General features: G+C 61.4%; 16 protein-coding genes. 12 read left to right on the top strand and 4 right to left on the bottom strand.

Annotated features, from left to right (window positions below; translation table 11 throughout):
- A partial coding sequence (locus H6A60_RS09350; protein WP_205103854.1) for a MerR family transcriptional regulator occupies positions 1-257 on the bottom strand: 257 nt, incomplete at its 3' end.
- Positions 258-390: 133 nt separating this feature from the next.
- A complete protein-coding gene (locus tag H6A60_RS09345; protein ID WP_205103851.1) occupies positions 391-1,806 on the bottom strand; it encodes an amidohydrolase family protein in 1,416 nt (471 codons plus the stop codon).
- A gap of 402 nt (positions 1,807-2,208) precedes the next feature.
- Between H6A60_RS09345 and H6A60_RS09340 the strand changes: the two genes are divergently transcribed.
- The 4 genes from H6A60_RS09340 (at position 2,209) to H6A60_RS09325 (ending at position 4,718) form a co-directional block, all read left to right on the top strand.
- Positions 2,209-2,589, top strand: coding sequence for a hypothetical protein (locus H6A60_RS09340; RefSeq protein WP_205103843.1), 381 nt, complete (start codon positions 2,209-2,211; stop codon positions 2,587-2,589).
- A gap of 102 nt (positions 2,590-2,691) precedes the next feature.
- Positions 2,692-2,883, top strand: coding sequence for a hypothetical protein (locus H6A60_RS09335; RefSeq protein WP_205103841.1), 192 nt, complete (start codon positions 2,692-2,694; stop codon positions 2,881-2,883).
- Positions 2,884-3,096: 213 nt separating this feature from the next.
- A complete protein-coding gene (locus H6A60_RS09330; RefSeq protein ID WP_205103839.1) occupies positions 3,097-4,062 on the top strand; it encodes a LysR family transcriptional regulator in 966 nt (321 codons plus the stop codon).
- Between the two features lie 164 nt (positions 4,063-4,226).
- Positions 4,227-4,718 carry a hypothetical protein gene (locus H6A60_RS09325; RefSeq protein ID WP_205103837.1) on the top strand — a complete coding sequence of 164 codons (492 nt, stop codon included), beginning with the start codon at positions 4,227-4,229 and terminating at the stop codon, positions 4,716-4,718.
- 160 nt (positions 4,719-4,878) lie between these two features.
- Here H6A60_RS09325 and H6A60_RS09320 read toward each other — a convergent pair whose 3' ends face one another.
- Complete coding sequence (locus tag H6A60_RS09320; protein WP_205103835.1) at positions 4,879-5,529, bottom strand: heme-binding beta-barrel domain-containing protein; 651 nt, start codon at positions 5,527-5,529, stop codon at positions 4,879-4,881.
- Between the two features lie 368 nt (positions 5,530-5,897).
- On the opposite strand from H6A60_RS09320, the gene H6A60_RS09315 reads away from it, so the two are divergent.
- From H6A60_RS09315 to H6A60_RS09280, 8 genes are all read left to right on the top strand, one after another.
- Positions 5,898-7,883: an FAD-dependent oxidoreductase gene (locus H6A60_RS09315; RefSeq protein ID WP_205103833.1), complete on the top strand. Its 1,986-nt coding sequence runs from the start codon at positions 5,898-5,900 to the stop codon at positions 7,881-7,883.
- A 324-nt stretch (positions 7,884-8,207) separates the two neighbouring features.
- Entirely contained in the window at positions 8,208-9,149 is a 942-nt protein-coding gene (locus tag H6A60_RS09310) for a LysR family transcriptional regulator (RefSeq protein ID WP_205103831.1), read from the top strand.
- Between the two features lie 132 nt (positions 9,150-9,281).
- On the top strand, positions 9,282-10,748 hold the full coding sequence (locus H6A60_RS09305; RefSeq protein WP_205103829.1) for a TolC family protein: 1,467 nt from the start codon (positions 9,282-9,284) through the stop codon (positions 10,746-10,748).
- Positions 10,749-10,838: 90 nt separating this feature from the next.
- Entirely contained in the window at positions 10,839-11,618 is a 780-nt protein-coding gene (locus tag H6A60_RS09300; protein ID WP_205103827.1) for a TatD family hydrolase, read from the top strand.
- 193 nt (positions 11,619-11,811) lie between these two features.
- Positions 11,812-12,627 carry an ankyrin repeat domain-containing protein gene (locus tag H6A60_RS09295; protein WP_205103825.1) on the top strand — a complete coding sequence of 272 codons (816 nt, stop codon included), beginning with the start codon at positions 11,812-11,814 and terminating at the stop codon, positions 12,625-12,627.
- Between the two features lie 179 nt (positions 12,628-12,806).
- Positions 12,807-14,774: a peptidase U32 family protein gene (locus tag H6A60_RS09290; RefSeq protein WP_205103823.1), complete on the top strand. Its 1,968-nt coding sequence runs from the start codon at positions 12,807-12,809 to the stop codon at positions 14,772-14,774.
- Positions 14,775-14,818: 44 nt separating this feature from the next.
- The gene (locus H6A60_RS09285) at positions 14,819-15,649 is read left to right on the top strand and encodes a DUF1266 domain-containing protein (protein ID WP_205103809.1); all 831 of its coding nucleotides are present in this window, start codon (positions 14,819-14,821) and stop codon (positions 15,647-15,649) included.
- Positions 15,650-15,948: 299 nt separating this feature from the next.
- A complete protein-coding gene (locus tag H6A60_RS09280; protein ID WP_205103807.1) occupies positions 15,949-17,520 on the top strand; it encodes an FAD-dependent oxidoreductase in 1,572 nt (523 codons plus the stop codon).
- Between the two features lie 438 nt (positions 17,521-17,958).
- Here the strand turns inward: H6A60_RS09280 and H6A60_RS09275 are convergent, their stop codons facing one another.
- Positions 17,959-18,873 carry a tetratricopeptide repeat protein gene (locus H6A60_RS09275; RefSeq protein WP_205103805.1) on the bottom strand — a complete coding sequence of 305 codons (915 nt, stop codon included), beginning with the start codon at positions 18,871-18,873 and terminating at the stop codon, positions 17,959-17,961.
- Positions 18,874-18,967 lie beyond the last annotated feature (94 nt).

The following is an 18,967-nucleotide window of genomic DNA, read 5'->3' as shown; positions in this document are numbered from 1 at the left end:
CAAAACGCCTGCATCGCAGCCAGCTGCGACTTCAAGTCGTTCTTCTGAGCCGCACTACTGACACGGCAGTAAACGATCGTCAGCTTCTTTTCGGGTTCCAGACCGAAGATTTTTCTGACATCGGATTCGTCAAAATAGCGATGTCCCGATGCCAGCCTTTTTGCCCGTATCTTGCCTTCTGTCTCCCATCGACGGACAGTTGAAGGAGATCGGCCGATACGTTTTGCAAATTCACTAATACGATATATCTTGCTCATAATGAGCAATTTTATTTACAAATACACGAAATATCAAAAGCAGCAGGAATCTCCTTCGCACGCGCCGAGCCTGCCGTGCGAGAGGCGCCGGCCGAAGTACGCCGGCGCCGATTGACGTCAATCCGCGCTGCCGTTACGCACGGAAGCGCTCGGGTTCGGGCCCGGTGAGGTCGATTTCAATCGTTTCAAAGCCCTTTTCGCGCAGCACGGACGCGCCCGCAGCGGTCGTAACGAAACGAATCGAATGTCCGAAAAGTTCGCCCGACTTCATCACGGTTTTGCCGGCAACGATCGTCTCCATGGCGCACTGCCGCTCGAAATCGAACACCGTGATATCGGCCGCCGCCCCTTCGGTAAGGTGGCCTCGATCGGTCAGGCGCAGGTGACGCGCGGGATTGACGGAGGTCTTCACAACAAATTCGGGGAGCGTAAGCGCACCGAACTTCACGAGTGAAAGACCCACGGCAATGGCGACGTTTCTCGGAATGCAGCCGCCGTCGGTCGAGATCGCATCGACGACAAACGTCCCGTCGGGACGCTTCGCCTGCGCGAGCATAAAGCGCGAAAGCGCCGGATTCACGGGGAACGAGCCCGCGGAGTCTTCGCCGGCCGCCTGCTTTTCTTCCCAGACCCGGAGCGCTTCTTCACCCTCGATAAGTTCGGAAATAAAGCCCGTGTCGCGCACGACGAAGAGAACGCCCTTGCGAATCGCTTCCCGGATGCCCTCCGCTGTTGGCGGCAGGCCAAAGGTCGCAAGACACGTGCGCGTCACGTGGTCGATCACTTCGCCCTTGGCGTCGCACGTGAGAATCGTACCGTTCATCGGACTCACGTAGCTTTCCGACCAGATGCTCGGATTCTCAACGAGGAGACGGGCCGCCTCTTCGGCTTCTTCGCGAACGGATTTGACGCGGCCGCGGCAATAGGCGTTGATGTGCGCGAGATGCAGCCGCATGCCTTTCACCGTTTCAATCACCTCGATCATGCCCTTGAGATTCGAACCTGCGGTTTGACTCCCGGCGTGCCACGCGACGTAGGCGTTCTTTTCATTGGCGATTTTCACCATCGAGCGGCAGGTCTCGAGCGGCAGCGGCCAATGCCCGCCCATAAGCTTCACGCCGATCGCGCCCGACTGAAGCACCTCGTCGACATAGCCGCGCATTTGCGCTTCCGTGGGCGAAAGCGTACCGAAGCGCGCTTCGGGCGAAAACCCTTCGAGCATCGCAACGTTGATCCCTGCGCCCGTTTCTTCGGCGTGCGCCAGGATGTCGGCAACGGGGCCCGCCATGTCAAGGCACGTCGTCACGCCTGCAAGCGCCGCCATGCGTGTGCCGTAGGGAGAACCGAAGACGCTTCCCAAATGCAGGTGCGGATCGATCAGCCCCGGCATGAGGACAAGTCCCTCAAGCGACTCGACCGAGGCGGCTTCGCCCGCAAGATTCGGTCCGACAGCGGCAATTCGGCCGTCCTTAATCGCAACATCCATACGGCCGTCATAGCCGTTCACGGGCGACACGACGTGCGCGCCGCGAAGCAATCGATCCCACATATTTGCGCCTCCTTTGCTTGGATCCGGATTCGAGCGGCCGCCGGTCCGTGACGGCCACCCCGATTCTTCATTGTCGCACTGCCGCGTCCCAAACGGTCGCCCAATTTTCCGCGAGCTGCGCTTCGGTAGCCTTCACCTGTTTTAACGAGCACGCCGCACCGAACGCGGCCTATGCCGTTTTTTTTTTTTTGCGGCGGCTGTAATTGCCCGTCGCCTAACAAACGTTCGTTAAGCTCTGCTTTTCGACTGAAAATCACGCTAAAGAAAGAACCAACGCTCCTGCTGCTCGCCGCCATGATCATCTTCGTCCTCAAAGGCGGCTAATACGGCCAAGCTCGATGCCTTGAGCGGCGAACACCTCGTTTTCAAAGACTGACGTGCTCGGATGAAATGGAAAGGATTGTGAGCGAACAACTTTCGAGAACCGAATTTCGGAAAGTTGAATCCACAGCCAGTTCGGCTGAGGCATCTGAAAAAGCGCTGCAGGACGACTGCGCCGAACGTCCCGTCAAGGCACGGACGGAAGCACATAACGAGCTTCTCACGCAGTACCTGACGCTCACCGAGGCCGCTTTCAAGCGGCAAGGATTTGACGTCTGCAACGCACAGAACGACCTCACGAAGAACTACCTTTGGATGGCCTCGCTTCTCATTGCTGCAGACTTTGCGCTTTTGAGTGCATCACTCACCGTAATCGAAAACGAAGCGATCGAAAGCACGCTGCGGCTCGCGGTCTCGGCGGGCATGGTGCTTCTCATTGCGTCGATCGCCGCCTCGGCCTAAGTTTTCTTCATCGGCGTGCCGCCCACTTGGCGGCACGACCATACGGAACCTTTCGCCTTTCTTTCGAACCACATTCCGGAAAAGAGTTCGCTTGAGGCAATCGTGCAGACGCGAGAAGAACGCCTCCGCTACGCGGGACTCGTGCTACGAAACATCATGCGCAACAACATCGTCCGATCGTGGCGGCTGCATCGTGTCGGCCGGCTTATTCGCCTCTCCGTCGCACTCGCCTTCATTGCGGTCGCGCTCATCTTCTACGCGCGTTTTGCGATTCTCTCGATTCCGATCGGCTGAACGTCTTTCTGAACGCATCACCGTCAGCACGCACGAGCAACCCTGGTAAGGTAGTCTGCAAAGAAAAGAAAAACAGCTCCCGTGCGCGCATGCGTCCGGTCGGGCGCTCCGTACAATGGTCATGAAGGGCGACGCCCAAATGCGACCGAAGCGACCGAGCAGGCGCCGCCCGCGCAAACGGGGCGCTAAAAAATTTCGAAAAAAGGATGACGCATGACAGACGAAACCGCCGTTCAGCCGGATCTGAGCCTTGACGAGCTGCAATTCCTCATGACGCTCTGGGAGACGAGAAGTCTCACGAGCGCAGCGAGCCGCCACCGCATGAGCATGGGCTCGGCCTCGCGGCGCTTGGCGCACCTGCGTACCGTTTTTTCCGACGAGCTCTTCGTGCGTTCGGGCCTCGTCATGCTCCCGACAGGCCGCATGCGCGCGCTCTATCCGCGCGTAGAAGCGGTGCTGCGCAGCTCGCAGTCGCTCTTTTCCCAGGAATCGTTCGACCTTGCCAACACGCGCCGCGTCGTTCGCATACTCTCCGTCGACAACGGCGTTCTCACGCTCATGAACGAAGCGATCGGGCGCTTCTACCAGAATGCGCCCAATGCGTCGATCGCGATCCGAAGCATCGATGAGCAGCTTTTCGAGCGGCTTCGCGACGGCTCAGCCGACATGGCGCTCTACCCGATCCGAAACGTCCCAAAGGACTTTCACGTTCTCGAGCTCTACAAGACGCGCCGCGGTCTCCTCGTGCGCGAAGGGCACCCGCTCATCGAGCGCTACAACAAGCAGGGCCGCATCACGACGGCCGACCTTGCCGAATTCCGAAAGGTCGACATCACGTTCTCTGGCGCGCCCCTTTGGCAGCAGCCGAGTGCAGCTGCAACCGCCTTCGACGACTGCCAGGAAGCGGCCTTCTCGATGCCGTTTTTCCTTGCGGTACCCTACGTGCTCGCGCAAACGGACTTCACGTATACGGCGCCCGTCATTACGCTCATGCATTTTGTGCGTCAGTCGTCCTTCAAATTGCGAATGCTCCCCGCGCCCGCGGAAATTGCGCCTTTCTCCCCCTGCATCATCTGGCACCACGGCACGCACACGGATCCCTTCCTGCAGTGGGTACGCGCTGTGATCACGGACGGCTGCAGAAACGAGGCGCGCCGGCTCGGCGCAATCGACGAATAATCGGTAGACGAGGCACTTCCATCAAAAACATCGAAAGGTCAAGCTTCATTCAAACGGACTCGTCCGGACGTGCAAAGTGCGCCCTTCGAACGAGATTTGAACAACATTGCCGGGGCGGTGCGCGCCCTGTCCTTTGAAAGGACGCGGCGCGACCGAAAATCACGATGAAATTGAGCGTTCAGTCTTTCCATTCGACCTTCTCCCGCACGGCTTTGCTTTTTGGGGCGGCACTCCTCCTTTCGGGATGCTCGACCTACATCACCGTGACGTCCGAACCCGAAGGCGCCCGCATCACGGACCCGTCGGGGACGGTGAACTACGGTATCGCCCCCGTGTCCGTCGAGTACGACACGAGCGAACTCGAAGGCCAGCAGGGCATGGTCCCGGGCTTCAAGGCCACCTGGGTCTCGGGCGCGACCGCTGAGACGGAGAACCCCTTCATCATCACGGACCTCAAATACGGCGCAAACGTCCTTTTGAAGCGTCCTGCCAATGCCCCCGGCCTTGAAAAGGATCTTGAATTCGCGCTCAAGCGCGCCCAGCAGCGCGCCAAGCAGGCCGCGGCCGAACGCGACCAAATGCAGCTCTATCTCAATGACAGCTGGTTCTGGGGTCCGCGCTGGGGCTGGGGTTGGGGCATGGGCGTCGGCTTCTGAGTACGCCCAAACGCTTTTGCAACGAAAAGCCGCCCAAACAAAACGCGCCGCAGCCGCTCTCCCGCAGGAGAGGCTGAGGCGCGTTTGAAAGGCTTTTCTTTCGACACCGCACTGCGCTCGCCGCGGCGAGCGTATAGAGGCGGCATCACCGCTTCGCCGATTACTTCGGCATACGGTTGAGGAGCCCTTCTTCGATCATCGCCGGGTTGGGACGCGGCGCTTCGATCATGTGCAGGTGATTCGTATCCGTGTGGTGGAATTCGCCCTTGACGCCCGGGATCACGAGGATCGTGTCCTGTTCGTACGAGAACGTGCCGTCTTCATGGAACTTGAAGCGGATTTCCCAGGACTTCGTATTGAAGGCTTCGTTGAGGAACGGGTTTGAGCAGATGCCGTTCACGTCGGAGCCGGCCTCGGCGCGAAGAACGATTTCCTTGTCGCCGGGCTTGGCCGTGCCTTCGGCCATGGCGATCTGTGCACGCGGAATCGCGAGCGTCATGTAGATCTTGCCCGTTTCGGGTTCCCACAGGATGTAGCCGACCTGATCGTGGAAGGCCTTGAGTTCGCCCGGATTCGTGATCGCGACGTGATAGCGCAGCCCGTAGAAGACCTGCGGACCGTTGTTCTGCGGGTCGATGACCTCAAACGTCCAGGTTTCGTGATAGGGTTCCGCAACGGGTCCCTCGGCTTCCGGGTGCGTGTCGACCCCGTCTTCGCCGTACCACTTGCCCGCGAGCGGGGCAATGGGTCCGAGATTGGCAAGGGTGTCGGCCGCGGCGGGCGCTTCGGTGTAAATGTCGCTGTAGCGCATTGGTTTTCTTTCCATGTAAAAGTACGACGCCTGCGGCTTCTCTCGCGCGGCAAAATGGCCGCCGCCTAGCTAGCCGAGGCGCTCGGGCGCAAGCGCGAGCGGCCGGGCAACGCCCCCGGCTCTCGTGCGCCGTCCTCTCATCGTACGCGAAATGTCGCCCGCGCGAGCGAATTCCCGTCGAAACGCCCCCGATTGATTGCAACGCATTGCAAACGCATAGGTACCTCACCGCTCGAGTGTTCGTCATTATCGAACGGGTCGAAAATATTTCCGAAACGGAAATCGGCTCTTCTCCTATGATTTATCTGGTTTTTTACGGCACATTGACCGCTTGTGCCGCAAAGAAACAAAGTCAAAAGGAGAAGAGCATGACCAAATCGATTTCTCGCCGCAGTCTGCTTGGCGCAGGTCTTGCGAGCGGCGCCGCCATGGCTGCCGCAGCCGTTCACGCAGCACCTGCTGGCATCTACAAGGCCGGCACCTACACGGCCAAGGCCGCCGGCATTGCGGGCGACGTTTTCGTCACGATGAGCTTCGACGCCAACCGCATCACCGACGTCGTGATCGACGCATCGGCTGAAACACCGGGCATCGGCCAGGCCGCGGCTGCCGAGCTCAAAAAGCGCCTCATGGCGGGCCAGACGGCGGCGCTTGACGCCGTCTCGGGCGCCACCGTCACTTCGGAGGCCGTCTCACGCGCCGCGCAGAAGTGCATTGACCAAGCGACAGGCAAGATTCCGGTTGAAGTCATTACGAAAGCGGCGGCCGAAGGCGCGAAATCGGGCGACTGGCTCGGGAAACCGCCAGTCATCGCAGAAAAGGACATCGTCAAGACCGTCAAGACCGAAGTCCTCGTTGTCGGCTGCGGCACGAGCGGCATGTTTGCCGTTGCGTCCGCCGCCGAAAGCGGCGCCAAGGTGATCGGCATCGACCGCTACGCCGTAGGTACGGGCGTTCGCGAAGGCTTTGCCGCCATCGGTTCACGCTACCAGGAAAAGTGGGGCACGAAGATCGACAAGTTCGACTTCATCACGATTGCGACGAAGGCGGCGGGCGGCCACGTCGATCAGCGGCTTCTCAAGACCTTTGCCGAGAAGTCGGGCGCCGTGATGAACTGGTACGGCGACCGCCTCGCCGAGCGAGGCGTCGAACTCTGGCATGAAACGATCGACGCCGACCAGGATACGCGCTACGAAGCGCTGCCAACTTGCCACACGCCGCGTTGGCCGCAGGCGCGCTGGGAAAAGAAGGACGCCAAAGCAAAGAAGCTTAACGGCAATGTGGTGCTCTATGAATATGCCGTGAAGCACGGCGCCGAATTCCACTACAACACCAAGATGGTGAAGCTCGAGCGCAGCAACGGGCGCGTCACGGGCTGCATTGCGGAAAATGCCGACGGCAAGTTCTTGCGCTACATCGCCAAGAAGGGCGTCGTGATCGCCACGGGCGGCTACTGCCGCAACTACGCCATGCTCGAAGCGCTGCAGCCTTGGAACCTTCGCATCCTCGGCGGCAACAAGGCCATGCCGGGCGCCATGGGCGACGGCATTCGCGCCTGCCTCTGGGTGGGCGCCAAAATGGACGAGACGCACTCGATGGCGCAGTTCGACCGCAGCGCGCTTCGCCCGGACCAAGAGCCCGGCATCGAAGCGATGAAAAAGACCGATATGGGCACGTTCTGGCCGGGCAGCCAGCCGTGGCTCAAGGTCAATGCCGACGGCGAACGCTTCTTCAACGAATCCGGCACGTACGAAGGCATTCTTCATGCCGACGAATTCCAGAAGGGACACTGCCACTACTCGATTTTCGACGCGACCTGGACCACCTTCGTGCAGCACACGCGCATGGCGGGCTGCTCGCGCCTCGTGCCGCACCCGAACGGCGCGCGCCCGATCTTTGCCTGGGAGTTCATCGAGTCGACGGTTTTGCCCAAGCTCATTGAAGACGGTTTCGTGCAGAAGGCCGACACGATCGAAGAGCTCGCCCAGAAGCTCCGCCTGCCGCCCAAAGCACTCAAAGCCACGGTCGAGCGCTACAACGAACTCGCTCACAAAGGCGTAGACGAAGACTTCGGCAAGGAAGCTTTCCGTCTCGCGCCGTTAGAGAAGGCGCCTTTCTACGGCCTCAAGAATGCGGGCTACTCGCTCTGCACGCTCGACGGCATCGTGATCGACACGCACATGAACGCGCTTGACACCGAAGGCAAACCCATCCCCGGGCTCTACGTCATCGGTCAGGACAGCGGCGGCTACTTCGCCAACACGTATCCGAACCTCATTTCCGGGATGTGCGCAGGTCGTGCCGCCACTTGGGGTTGGATCGTCGGACGAGAACTCGCCGGCAAAAACGTTTGATCGAAGAACCTTGATCGAAAGCGAGAACATCGGCCGCTAACGACTCCGGCGCACCCGAAGCCTCGCGTTTGATCGGGGCACATCCCGAAACGGCAGGTCCTTTCTGCACGGCTGTTGCCTGCAGGAAGGACCTGCGTCTTTTTTTTGCACACACACGATCGGCACCGCGTTGAGCTGCCTCGAGCCGCTTGACGCCGATTGCCAAATTTTTGTTTCCCCCGACATGCTAAAGTCTCGGAGCAGCTCGTTCGCGATACATGAACCGCATCGCTTCGACCTAGACCGACCGCAAGCAGCTGACGCCCTCGCGAGGTCCGCATCGCCATGAAAATTCGCCAGATCAAAGCTTTTCTCGCCGTTGTTCGTACGGGCGGCGTGCGCCGCGCCGCCAATGAACTCTGCCTCACGCAGTCGACCATTGCCAAATCTGTGAGTCAGCTCGAACAGGAGCTCGGCTGTCCGCTCTTTGAGCGAACGGCCTTGGGACTGCGGCTCAATGCTGCCGGACGCAGTCTTCTTCCGTACGCCGAAACGATTGCCGCAAACGCCGATCAAGCCGCCGCAGCCGTCTCTGCAGCGGCTTCGGGAGAACTCGAGCAGCTGCGTATTTCGATCACGCCGACCTTGCCGCCCGAGATCCTGGCGAGCGCCGTCGATCGGTTCCGCGCCCGCTACCCGAAAATCAAACTTCTCTTTACAAGCGGTTTCTTCTCGGACTGTCTGCCGAAGCTTCTTACGGACAAGATCGATCTTTCGCTTGTCATGACGGGCCGCCACCAGCACGAGGCGCTCGCGTCGCTTGTTGAGGAACCTCTCTTTGAAGTCGATCAAGGGATCGTCGCCGATGCAAGCCACCCGATCTTTTCGCCCGACGCCGACCTCTCTCAATTCTTTTCCACGTGTCAGTGGCTTTCGACCGTACAGGACGAAGGTTTTCTGCGCGACCGCCTGCGCGAAATCGCTGGCGTTGAACCCCAGGGGCTCACGCTTTGCGACTTCTACGGCGTCGATGCACTTTGCGGGCGCTACGACGCGCTCAGCCTGTCGCCGCTCAGCATGCTCGAAGAAGCTCGCTACGAGAATCGGCTCGGCGCACTCCCGCTCGAGCGCTTCCCGCTGCCGCCGCTTACCGTGTCTTTTTTCTATCGAAAAGCGGTTGAACTTTCGCCGCAAGCCGACTACATGCGGCTTTCGATTAAAGAGGCGTTCGAAGCCTGGCATCGCTTGAAACCGAGGCGTTACGTACGGCTCGTCGCCCACACGTAGAAGTCGGCGCGCTCGAAATAACGTGCCAAGAAGGCTGATCCGCTCGTGATTGCCGCGTGCTAAATTGGACGCGTGCACAAAAAATTAGTGCGGCACGTTTTGGTGCGGCACGCTTCTTTTCCAGTCCGACACATGCGAAACCGTCCATCCGCACGCCGCTGCCGCAATAGCGGACTTCTCACGACCGGCCTTGCGCTCGCCCTAGCTGCGGCGCTTGCCGTCGGTAGCCCGTCGGCCGCAAACGCCGTGCCGACGCTCGGCGCAGGCGCGCAGCCGCGGGCTGAAAAAGACGTGCCTTCGGCCGGTGCAGCGGCGCCGCTTTCCTTTGAAGCCGCACTCGCGCGTTTTCACGAGCGCGCCGACATCCTGCGCGCACAGGAAGCCGACGTTGCGCGCGCCGAACATGCGGCAGACGCCGCCAAGTGGCTTGGCGGCCCCAAGGTGGACGTTGCGGCGATGCATCTAGAGGGAAGCAAATCGCTCGACCTCAACCTTGACGTACCGATCCCGGGGCTGGGATCGCTCCCCTTTTCTTATAGCGGCGACTACGACATAAGCGGCCCGCGCGCCGCCATTACAGCGGTCTGGCCCATTTACACGGGCGGCGCCGTCACTGCCGAACAAAAAACCTTAAAAAGCAAAGCCGATCAGGCGCGCGCAGCTCGAGACGCGACCTTTATCGAAGAAGACGCTTCGCTTGCGCTCGCCTATTGGCGGACGCAGCTCGCACGCGCCGTCGAGAAGCTTCGCCGCGCGGCGCTTGCCGACGAAGAAGAATCCCTGCGGCGCGCCCGCGGATTTGAAAAGGAAGGGATGCTTTCGAAAATCGAGCGCATGTCGATCGAAGTGTCGCGAGACGCCGCCAAACGAGCGCTCTCGGCTGCGGAGACCGATGCGCATGTCGCCGAAACGGAGCTTCTGCGCGCGCTGCGCGACGAAGCGCTCCCCGAGCTCGAAACGCCGCTTTTCGTTCTCAAGGGCGAACTCGGCTCGCTCGACGACTGGCGGGCGCGCGCCATGAGCGCGAGCCCCGTGCTCGCGCAAGCCGGTGCCCTTGAAGCGCAGGCCCAACAAAGCGTTGCGGCTGCAAAAAGCACCTTTAAGCCCCAAGTTTTCGCTTTCGGGATGAGGAACTTTGCCAAGCACTACCTCACGCTCGTCGAACCCGATTGGATTGCCGGCATCGGCGTGAAGTTCACGCTCTGGAGCAACCGCGACCGCACCGCCTCGATCGCCTCGGCCGAGTCGATGAGCCGCAAGGCGGGTGCCGCGCGCAAGGAAGCGGAAAACGACGTACTCGCCGCTGTGGAGGTCGCCTGGCTCAGAGCCGTCGAAGCGCGCGACGAGTACCGCCTCACCGCTTCGACCGTGGCGCTTGCAAAAGAGGCACTGCGGATGCGCGAAAAAAGTTTTGCCGAAGGCCTCTCGACGGCGCTCGACGTGAGCAACGCGCGCACGCAGATGATCGGCGCGGAAATCGCGCGGTGCGCTGCCGCCTACAAGTTCGTCGCGGGCTGGACGGCACTTCACGCCGCCTCGGGCGCGATGCCCGACTTCATCGCCTCGCTCTCGCGCAGCGACCTCGAAGCCGTTCGATAAAGTCCGACAAACGATGGTGCAGCCGTACCGCAGCTCCAAAAAGCGGTATAAATCGGTATTTCTCTTCATTTGGACCATCGACATTCATCCATGCGACTCATCGACACGCACTGCCACCTCACGGACCGCGCATTTGCCGAAGATCTGGACGAGGTCGTCGCGCGCATGCGCGCCGCGGGCATGATCGCCGCCGTCACGATCGGCTGCGAAGACGCCGACCGCGCGCCGCTCGAAGCGCTCCTCGCACGCTACCCCGGGTACCTTTTCGGCGCCTGGGCCGTTCATCCGGAGTACCCCGACCACCGCGAAGCCGATCTCGACGAAATCGCCGAGGTTGCATCGCGCCCCGAGATGGTCGCCGTCGGTGAAACGGGTCTTGACTTTTACTGGTGCAAGGAGCCGCTCGACTGGCAGCGCGACCGGTTTCGCACGCACATTGCGGCTGCGAAGAAAGCCGGTAAGCCCCTCATCGTGCACGCGCGCGACGCCGAAGCCGCCGCGCTTGAAATCCTGCGTGAAGAGAAAGCGGCCGACGTCGGGTTCGTGATGCACTGCTACTGCGCGGATCTCATGACAGCGGTCGGCGTCGTCGACGCGGGCGGCCACATTTCTTTCACGGGGAATCTCACGTTTAAGCGCAACGATCTTCTTCGAGAAGTCGCGCGGCACCTGCCGCTCGATCGCCTCATGCTTGAAACGGACGCGCCCTATATGGCTCCGGTGCCGTTTCGCGGCAAGCGCTGCGAGCCGCAGTACGTCAAGGAGGTCGCGCAGACGATTGCCGACGTGAAGGGGCTGCCGCTTGAGGCCGTGACGGAAGCGACGACCGAAAACGCAATCCGCTTTTTCCGGCTGCCGGGCTTTGAGTGAGCGGTCCCGCGCCAAGCGCTCGCGCAAGAAACAAAGTGAACCAAATGTGCGGGCGCAGTCTTCTTCGCCATGCACCGAACGCGTGCTAATGTGACGGTTTCTCGATCGATCTTCCTTCGAAATCGATCGAAGCCCCGTTTGCGAGCAACGCTCAGAACGCCGCTGCCACCCACCGCTTGAGTCCGACAGAATCATGAAATCGATTTCCTCCGGTGCGCTTGCCGCCTTTGCGCTCGGCATCGCCCTTTTTGCCGGCGCGCCCGCTCATGCGGACGAGGCCGAATCGTACGAATCTCTTTCGAACGAAACCATCTCGCTCCTTTTGCAGCCTTCGAGCACCAAGCATCAGGGCCCCGAGCGCGTCCCGCTCACGGACGCGGGCGCCGAACACGTCACGGACAATCCGGTGCTCGCCGCGAAAGTTGAAGAATTCCGCAGCGCCATTCGCACCGGCAACGTCTCGACGATCCGCAGCATGCTCAAAGACGGTCTCACGCCCAACGTAATGATGGGTAACGGCGACACCGCCTTCACCTATGCGATGCGCGCCGATCAGCCGCGCGTAGCGACGGTGCTTCTCGAATCGGGCGAACTCAACGTCAACAAGCCCAACCGCTTCGGTGAAACGCCTCTCATGCTCGCGGTCTTCAAGGGCGACAAGAAGATTTTCGAGCGCCTGCTCGAACTTGGCGCCGATCCGAACGGCTCGAGCAACTGGACGGCGCTTCACTACGCAGCTTCTTCGGGGCAGAACGCCTTCGTCAAGAAGCTTCTTGAACTCGGCGCCAATCCCAATGCACAAACGAAGGCCGGCGTGACGCCCCTCATCATGGCCGCGCGCATGCCTTCGCGCGAAACCGTGATGACGCTTCTGCGCGCGGGCGCCTATCGCGACTACTGCACCGACCGAGGGCTTTCGCCCGCAGACTTCGCCAAGAAGGCGGGCGACGAAGAGCTCGCCAAGTACCTCGCGGTCGAAACCTGTGCGGTTAAAGGCCCGAAGAAATAATCGGACCCGAAGCGCACGCCGTTGGCGCCGCGCTAAAAAAAAGAACACGGAAGCCGCTCGGATCCTCGGGCGGCTTCGTTGCTAAGATAGCCGCCCGACGCAAGGTAACGCACCGATCCTCTCAGGTTGGACTTGAATCGGCGTTCGTACTTTTCGATCATCTCGCTTTCGTCTTCGACATGAATCAGCAGCTTCCGCTCAACGCGCTCGAACTTCTCTCGCCCGCCCGCGATGCCGACGTCGGCATCGCCGCTATCGACCACGGCGCGGACGCCGTCTATATCGGCGGCCCGAGCTTCGGTGCGCGCGCGGCAGCAGGCAACACGCTCGAAGACATCGCGCGGCTCGCCGATTACGCGCACCGCTACAACGCCAAAGTGTTCGCCGCGCTCAACACGCTCTTTACGAACGAGGAACTCCCGCAGGCGCGCCGCCTCGCTTTCGAGCTCGCCGCAGCCGGGGCCGACGTTCTCATCGTGCAGGACATGGGGCTCCTCATGGGAGAGCTCCCCGCGATTGAAATTCACGCCTCGACGCAGTGCGACATTCGAACACCCGAAAAGGCCGCGTTTCTCGAAGCCGTGGGCTTCTCGCAGATCGTGCTCGCGCGGGAGCTCTCTTTTGAAGAGATTGCCGCCGTGCGTGCGCGGCTACGGTCCGCCCGCATCGAATTCTTCGTGCACGGCGCGCTCTGCGTGAGTTACTCCGGCCGCTGCTTCATGAGCGAAGCGATGACCAGGCGCTCGGCCAACCGCGGCGCCTGCTCGCAGCTCTGCCGCCTGCCCTATGATGTCGAAACGCTCGCGGGCGAAGCGCTCGCGCGCCGCAGTCACGTCCTTTCGCTGAAGGACAACGACCAGAGCGCGCACCTTGAAGCGCTTATCGACGCGGGCGTCTCTTCCTTCAAGATCGAAGGGCGCCTCAAAGACGCCGCCTACGTGAAGAACGTGACGGCCTTCTACCGCAAGAAACTTGACGCCATCCTCGCCCGCCGCAAGGACCTCGTTCGCGCCTCCGACGGCCGAAGCGAATTCACTTTTGAGCCCGCACCCGAAAAAGTCTTCAACCGCGGCGCCACCGATTACTTTGTGCGCGGCAAACACTTTGAGGAACCCTACGAGGCGGCAGCGCTCGAAAGCCCGAAGCACACGGGTGCGCGCATAGCGCGTGTCGTCGCCAAAGACGCCAAGACCGTGACGGTGGAACTCTTCGATGGCGTCGAACTCGCGAACGGCGACGGCCTCACGTACCTTGACGACCATGACGAAGTCCGCGGGCTCGCCGTGAACGGCGTTGAAGCCGTACCTTTGAGCCGCACGCGCGCACGCGGGACATCTTCGAACCGTGCGTCGCACCGTCCGCTCGTTCGCATCACGCCCTCGGAACCGGTTTTCCGACTCGAGGGCCTCAGCGTCGGCACGATCCTCAGCCGCAACCGCGACCACGCGTTTTTAAAGCAGCTCGCCGGCAAGAGCGCACGGCGGCGTGTTCCCGTCACCGTCGTCTTCACGCATCACGAGGACGGGCTTGACCTCGTCATCACGGACGGCGTCGCCTGCGGCTCAGCCTCTGTCGCGATGGCGCTTGAAAAGCCTTCGGACCCCGAAAAGAACCGCAAAACGCTCGCAACGAACCTCCAAAAACTCGGCGATACGATCTTTGAGGCCGAGAGCGTCTCTGTGCCCGAGAACCTCGAGGTCTTCGTGCCCGCGAGCGTCGCCAACGCACTTCGCCGCGCTGCAGTCGCAGATCTCGCGGCCGCACGCGAAGCCGCCCGTCCGAAGCCCGTCGTCCCCGTCATCGACCGAACGGTCCCGTACCCGGAAAAAGTGCTCGGCTTTACCGCGAATGTCGCCAACGATGAAGCCCGGCGTTTTTACGAAGCACACGGCGCACGCGTCACCGCCCCGGCTTTTGAGATCCGTCCGGTTCGCAGCGCCGATCTCATGACGTGCCGCCACTGCGTGCGCGCCGCCCTTTCGCTTTGTCCGAAAATGCTGCGCTACCACCCCGAGTGGCTTGAGAAGCACCCGCGCGAATACTTCCGACCGGAACCTCTCATCCTTCGCAACTCTGCGGGCGAGCGCTTTGAGGCACAATTCCATTGCAGACGCTCGCCCTGTGAGATGACAATCAAGAAGTGCTGATTCGCATCGGCACAGTCTCCCATCCACCGCATCCCAGTAACGACATGCAGACGGACGCAACCGACAACGAGGTCCTTATCGAAAGCCTGGCCCCGAGCGCCGCGATGCTGCCGCTCCTCGGCGCGCTTTCCGAAGCGCTCGAACGCTTGAAGCGCGGAGACAAAACGCTCGCGCGAGCCTACGACTGGGACGACGTCCCGGTACGGGCCTTTACGGGCATGCTCGCGCGCTTTCCGCTTGCGCTCCAGGGCTGGCCATTGGGCGAACTCGACCCCATGGGCACGGCAAGCGGCGAGCGCGACCTGCTGCACCATCTCTTGGCCGACCTCGACATCATGAGCGAGGAGGACTTTGAGGAGCGCTTTCGCTCGCTCATGGAAGGCAGCCGCACAGCCGCGGCCTACCGCAAAATCGCGGCTGCGCCTGCCGTTGCGGAATTGCTTCGCAACGAAATCGCGCTCGGCTGGGGCGGCTTTTCCATGTCGGCGGTCGACCCGCAGATCGAAGACCGGATCCGTCGCCGTCGCATGTACGCCGACCGCCATCGCGGCGTTTTCGATTGGACGCACGTGCGCGCCTGGGACGCTGCAGAGGGCGCCGTGCTTCTTCTCGAAGCCCAGGCGGGCGACGTACTGATGGGGCGCGATCCCACGGGCTACTACGCACGCGTGGCGGGCGAGATGCTCGCGCGCTTCTCCTCTTGGCACGAATACGCGCGTGCACTCCTCTTTGCCTACGTTTGGCTTGAACTCGAAGACGGCATTCGACAGGCTGAAGAAGCGCTCGAGCGCGGCGAGAAGGTGCTCATCAAGCTCCTTGAAGGTCCCTGGGGCGACTTCCCCTGGCCTCGCATCCGAAAGTCCGACGCCGACTGAGGCTCTAGGCGAGCTTCAGTTAGCGAGCACTCGCTCTCTTTGCGCCGTTTCTCTCTCGGGAAAGCGGCGCTTTCTTTTACCGCGAGGTGGTGTTACGCAGAGAAGGCACGGATGCTCCTCGTTCGATCGCATGGGAAAAACCCGCCTTCGTGCGAAATGTCACAGACAAGACGCGGGCACATTGAAAAGAATGTTCTCCGTCGGCAGTTCGCGGCGACGGGAAGAAGCGCCACGCTTATTCGAGGCTTCTCGATCGAGCCGCACTGCCCGCTTATCGACCAATCAAAGGAGAGAACACCATGAAGCTCAATCGTCGTCAGCTTCTCGGCTCGGCCGCTGCCGTTGCCGCCACCGCCGCCGCGCCTGCCGCGATGGCTGCTGTGAAGGAAGAAAAGACCGACCTCGTGATCGTGGGCGGCGGCCTCGGCGGCCTCTGCGCCGCGTACGCGGCCGTTCGCAAGGGCGTGAAGCCCATCGTTCTGGAAAAGCTCCAGTTCCTGGGCGGCGCGGGCCTCTTCCCCGAAGGGTCGCTCGGCGTCAACACGCGCTACACGAAGGAGCATGGCATCAAGACGACCGTTCAGCAGGTGCTTGATGCGGCGCTGCAGTACCACCACTATCGTGCCGACCCGGCCGTTCTGCGCGTGCTGATCGAAGGCTCGACCCGTACGATCGACGAAGTCCAGGATCTCGGCATCGAATTCCGCGGCATGCGCACGATGTACCCGAAGGAAGAGTCGCTCATGTGCTGGCACCTCTTCAAGGGCGGTTGCGCTGCGGTCATTCAGAAGTTCATCGAACAGGTGAAGGCCCGCGGCGGCGTGCTGCGCACGCAGACGCGCGCCGAAAAGCTCATCGTTGAAAACGGCCGCGTCGCGGGCGTTGAAGCCGTTGACGCCAAGGGCGACAAGTACATCATTCACGCCAAGAAGGTGATCATCGCTACGGGCGGCTTTGCGGCGAACAAGGAAATGCTCGCGCAGTACGTCTTCGACTCGTCCGACCTCGGCATGATCGAGCCGATCCGTCTGCGCGGCCCGGTCGTCGACGGCCGCACGGGCGACGGCATCAACATGGCGCGCCTCGTCGGTGCGGGCGTCACGGGCATGCACACGGTCGCGGGCAACGCGCCGTACCTCCCGGACGATCCTCCCATCAACCAGTTCTCCGGTCCCGATGAATTGAAGCAGGGCCGCTGCGCTCTCGCGCAGCCCTGGCTCTGGGTCGACCACAACGGCAAGCGCTTCTTCAACGAATCGCGCGGCTCGGTCTTCGTCGACGTCTATAACGCCATGACGACCGCTGGCGGCGTCTCCTACACGATCTTTGACCAGCACATGATGGACAAGATGATCAATGAGGGCGCCGTGCTTCCCTTCAACGCCATCGTGCTCGCGGGCGTGCCCCTCAAGGCGCTCCCGAAGACCTGGGAAATCGGCATGCAGCGCGGCTGGGCCTTCAAGGCCGACACGGTCGAAGAGCTCGCGCAGCAGCTCGGCATGCCGCCCGAAAATCTCGTCGACACGATGAAGCGCGTCAACAAGTACGCCGAAGAAAAGCACGACCCGGAATTCGGGCGCCTGCCCGAACACCTCGTGAAGTTCGATATGCAGAAGGGCCCCTACTACGCCCTGAAGGCGATCCGCTGCTTCTTCCTCACGTTGGGCGGCGTCAAGGTCACGACGAACTTCGAAGCCCGCACCCCGCAGGGCGACGTGATTCCGGGGCTTTACGTGATCGGCCAGGACATCGGCGGTCTCTTCGACTCGACCTATGACCTGCGCTGCGAAGGCTCGGCCTCGTCGTTCGCGATGACCTCGGGCCGCATCGCTGCCGAACACGCCATCAAGATGATTGAAGAAGGCAAATAACCTTCTCGCCTTTGTCCGCAGGCACTAAAGTGCGGGCAAGGTGGAATGAATGCGAAGGACGCTGACCGCGTGCAGGGAGGCGTCTGACGCATCCTTCTCCGTTTGTTGAATTTTTTAGGCTCGAGGCGCCCCCGCGGCTCGAGCCTTTTTTCGTCTTGACCGAAGCGCCTCGTTCAAACGATCGATTTAAGGCGCAAGCGGATCGACTCAACGAACATCGATCGCAGCCACTCGACGCTCGGATCGTAATCGAGTCGCTTGTGCCAAATGAGAAGCGTCGAAAAGCCGCCCGCATCTCCTGCCTGATAGGCCTCGTCGAGCTCTGCTGCAACTCTTCCTTCACAAGAGGTGACAAAAAGCACGCAGCAACAAAAAACCGGGACGGAAAAGTCTTCCTCCCGGTTTGTCGAACTATGTACGAACCGCTCTTCAAGACGACTATTGAGTCTTTTGCGATTTGGCAGCCGCACGCGCTTCGTTCGCCTTGATACGCTCGTCGAGCACGCGGATCGTCTGCTCGAATCGAATGTACTCGGCGCGATCGGGCGACATACCTTCGAGCATGCGCTCGAGCTGGCGCTTGGCGAGCACCCAGTCCTGCGTGGCAAAGGCCGCCATGCCGACGAGTTCGATCGCCTTGGGATTGTCGGGCTCGATCGACTGCGCCTTTAGGAGCGCCGCCTTGGCGTCGCCCAAAAATTCTTCATCGTTCGCAGTGAGCACGGCCGCACCGTATTCGAGCAGGATGTCCGGATCCGATGCGATCTTCTTTTCGACGCGCATGGCTTCGCGGTACGCCGCGCCCGCGCCCTTAAAGTCTTCGGCGTCGATGCGGCGGTGTGCAAGAAGCACCCAAGCGCGCCCGTCGCGAGCGTTGTCCTTCAAGTACGTTTCAATCGCTTCTGCCGACGCCGTCCCCTGGAGAACTTTCTGGTCTTCGGTAAGGCGCATGATTTCGGGCGCCCCCAAGAACCCGTAGCAGGCGGCCGAGAGGAGCACCATGAGGCTCGTGACGCCTGCGGCGAGTTTGAAGCGCATCGACTTCGTCACGGGTTCTTGGTCGAGCGAAGGCACTTCGCCCGAGTCAAGCGCGCGCGTTTCTTCAAGCGCACGGGTGCGCAGGTCCGCGAGAAGCGACTCGTAGAGCGTCTTGGAAATCGCGCCGCGCGTAAGCTCGTCGTCCAGGCGCGACTTTTCGCTTCGAAGCGCCGCTTCGAGCGTTGCTCGTGCGTCGTTCGTGCCGAGAGACTCCCCGCTGCGCTTGCCCGCCCGAAGAATCGTCGGCATAAGCGCCGCTATGGCGACGGCAAGCATCACAAATTCGATCGCATAAAGAATGGCGCGGTCCGTCATGAAGATTCGTATTCCTTCGAGGCGCCCGCCCAGATGCCGACCCGCTTGTGTTGCGGCCGGTTGCAGGAACGATTCGCCGATTGTTGGAAAAGCC

It is taken from the genome of Sutterella massiliensis, assembly GCF_016899755.1.
In the GTDB taxonomy this organism is placed as follows: Bacteria; Pseudomonadota; Gammaproteobacteria; order Burkholderiales; family Burkholderiaceae_F; genus Sutterella; species Sutterella massiliensis.
This window is presented reverse-complemented; position numbering and strand designations above follow the sequence as displayed.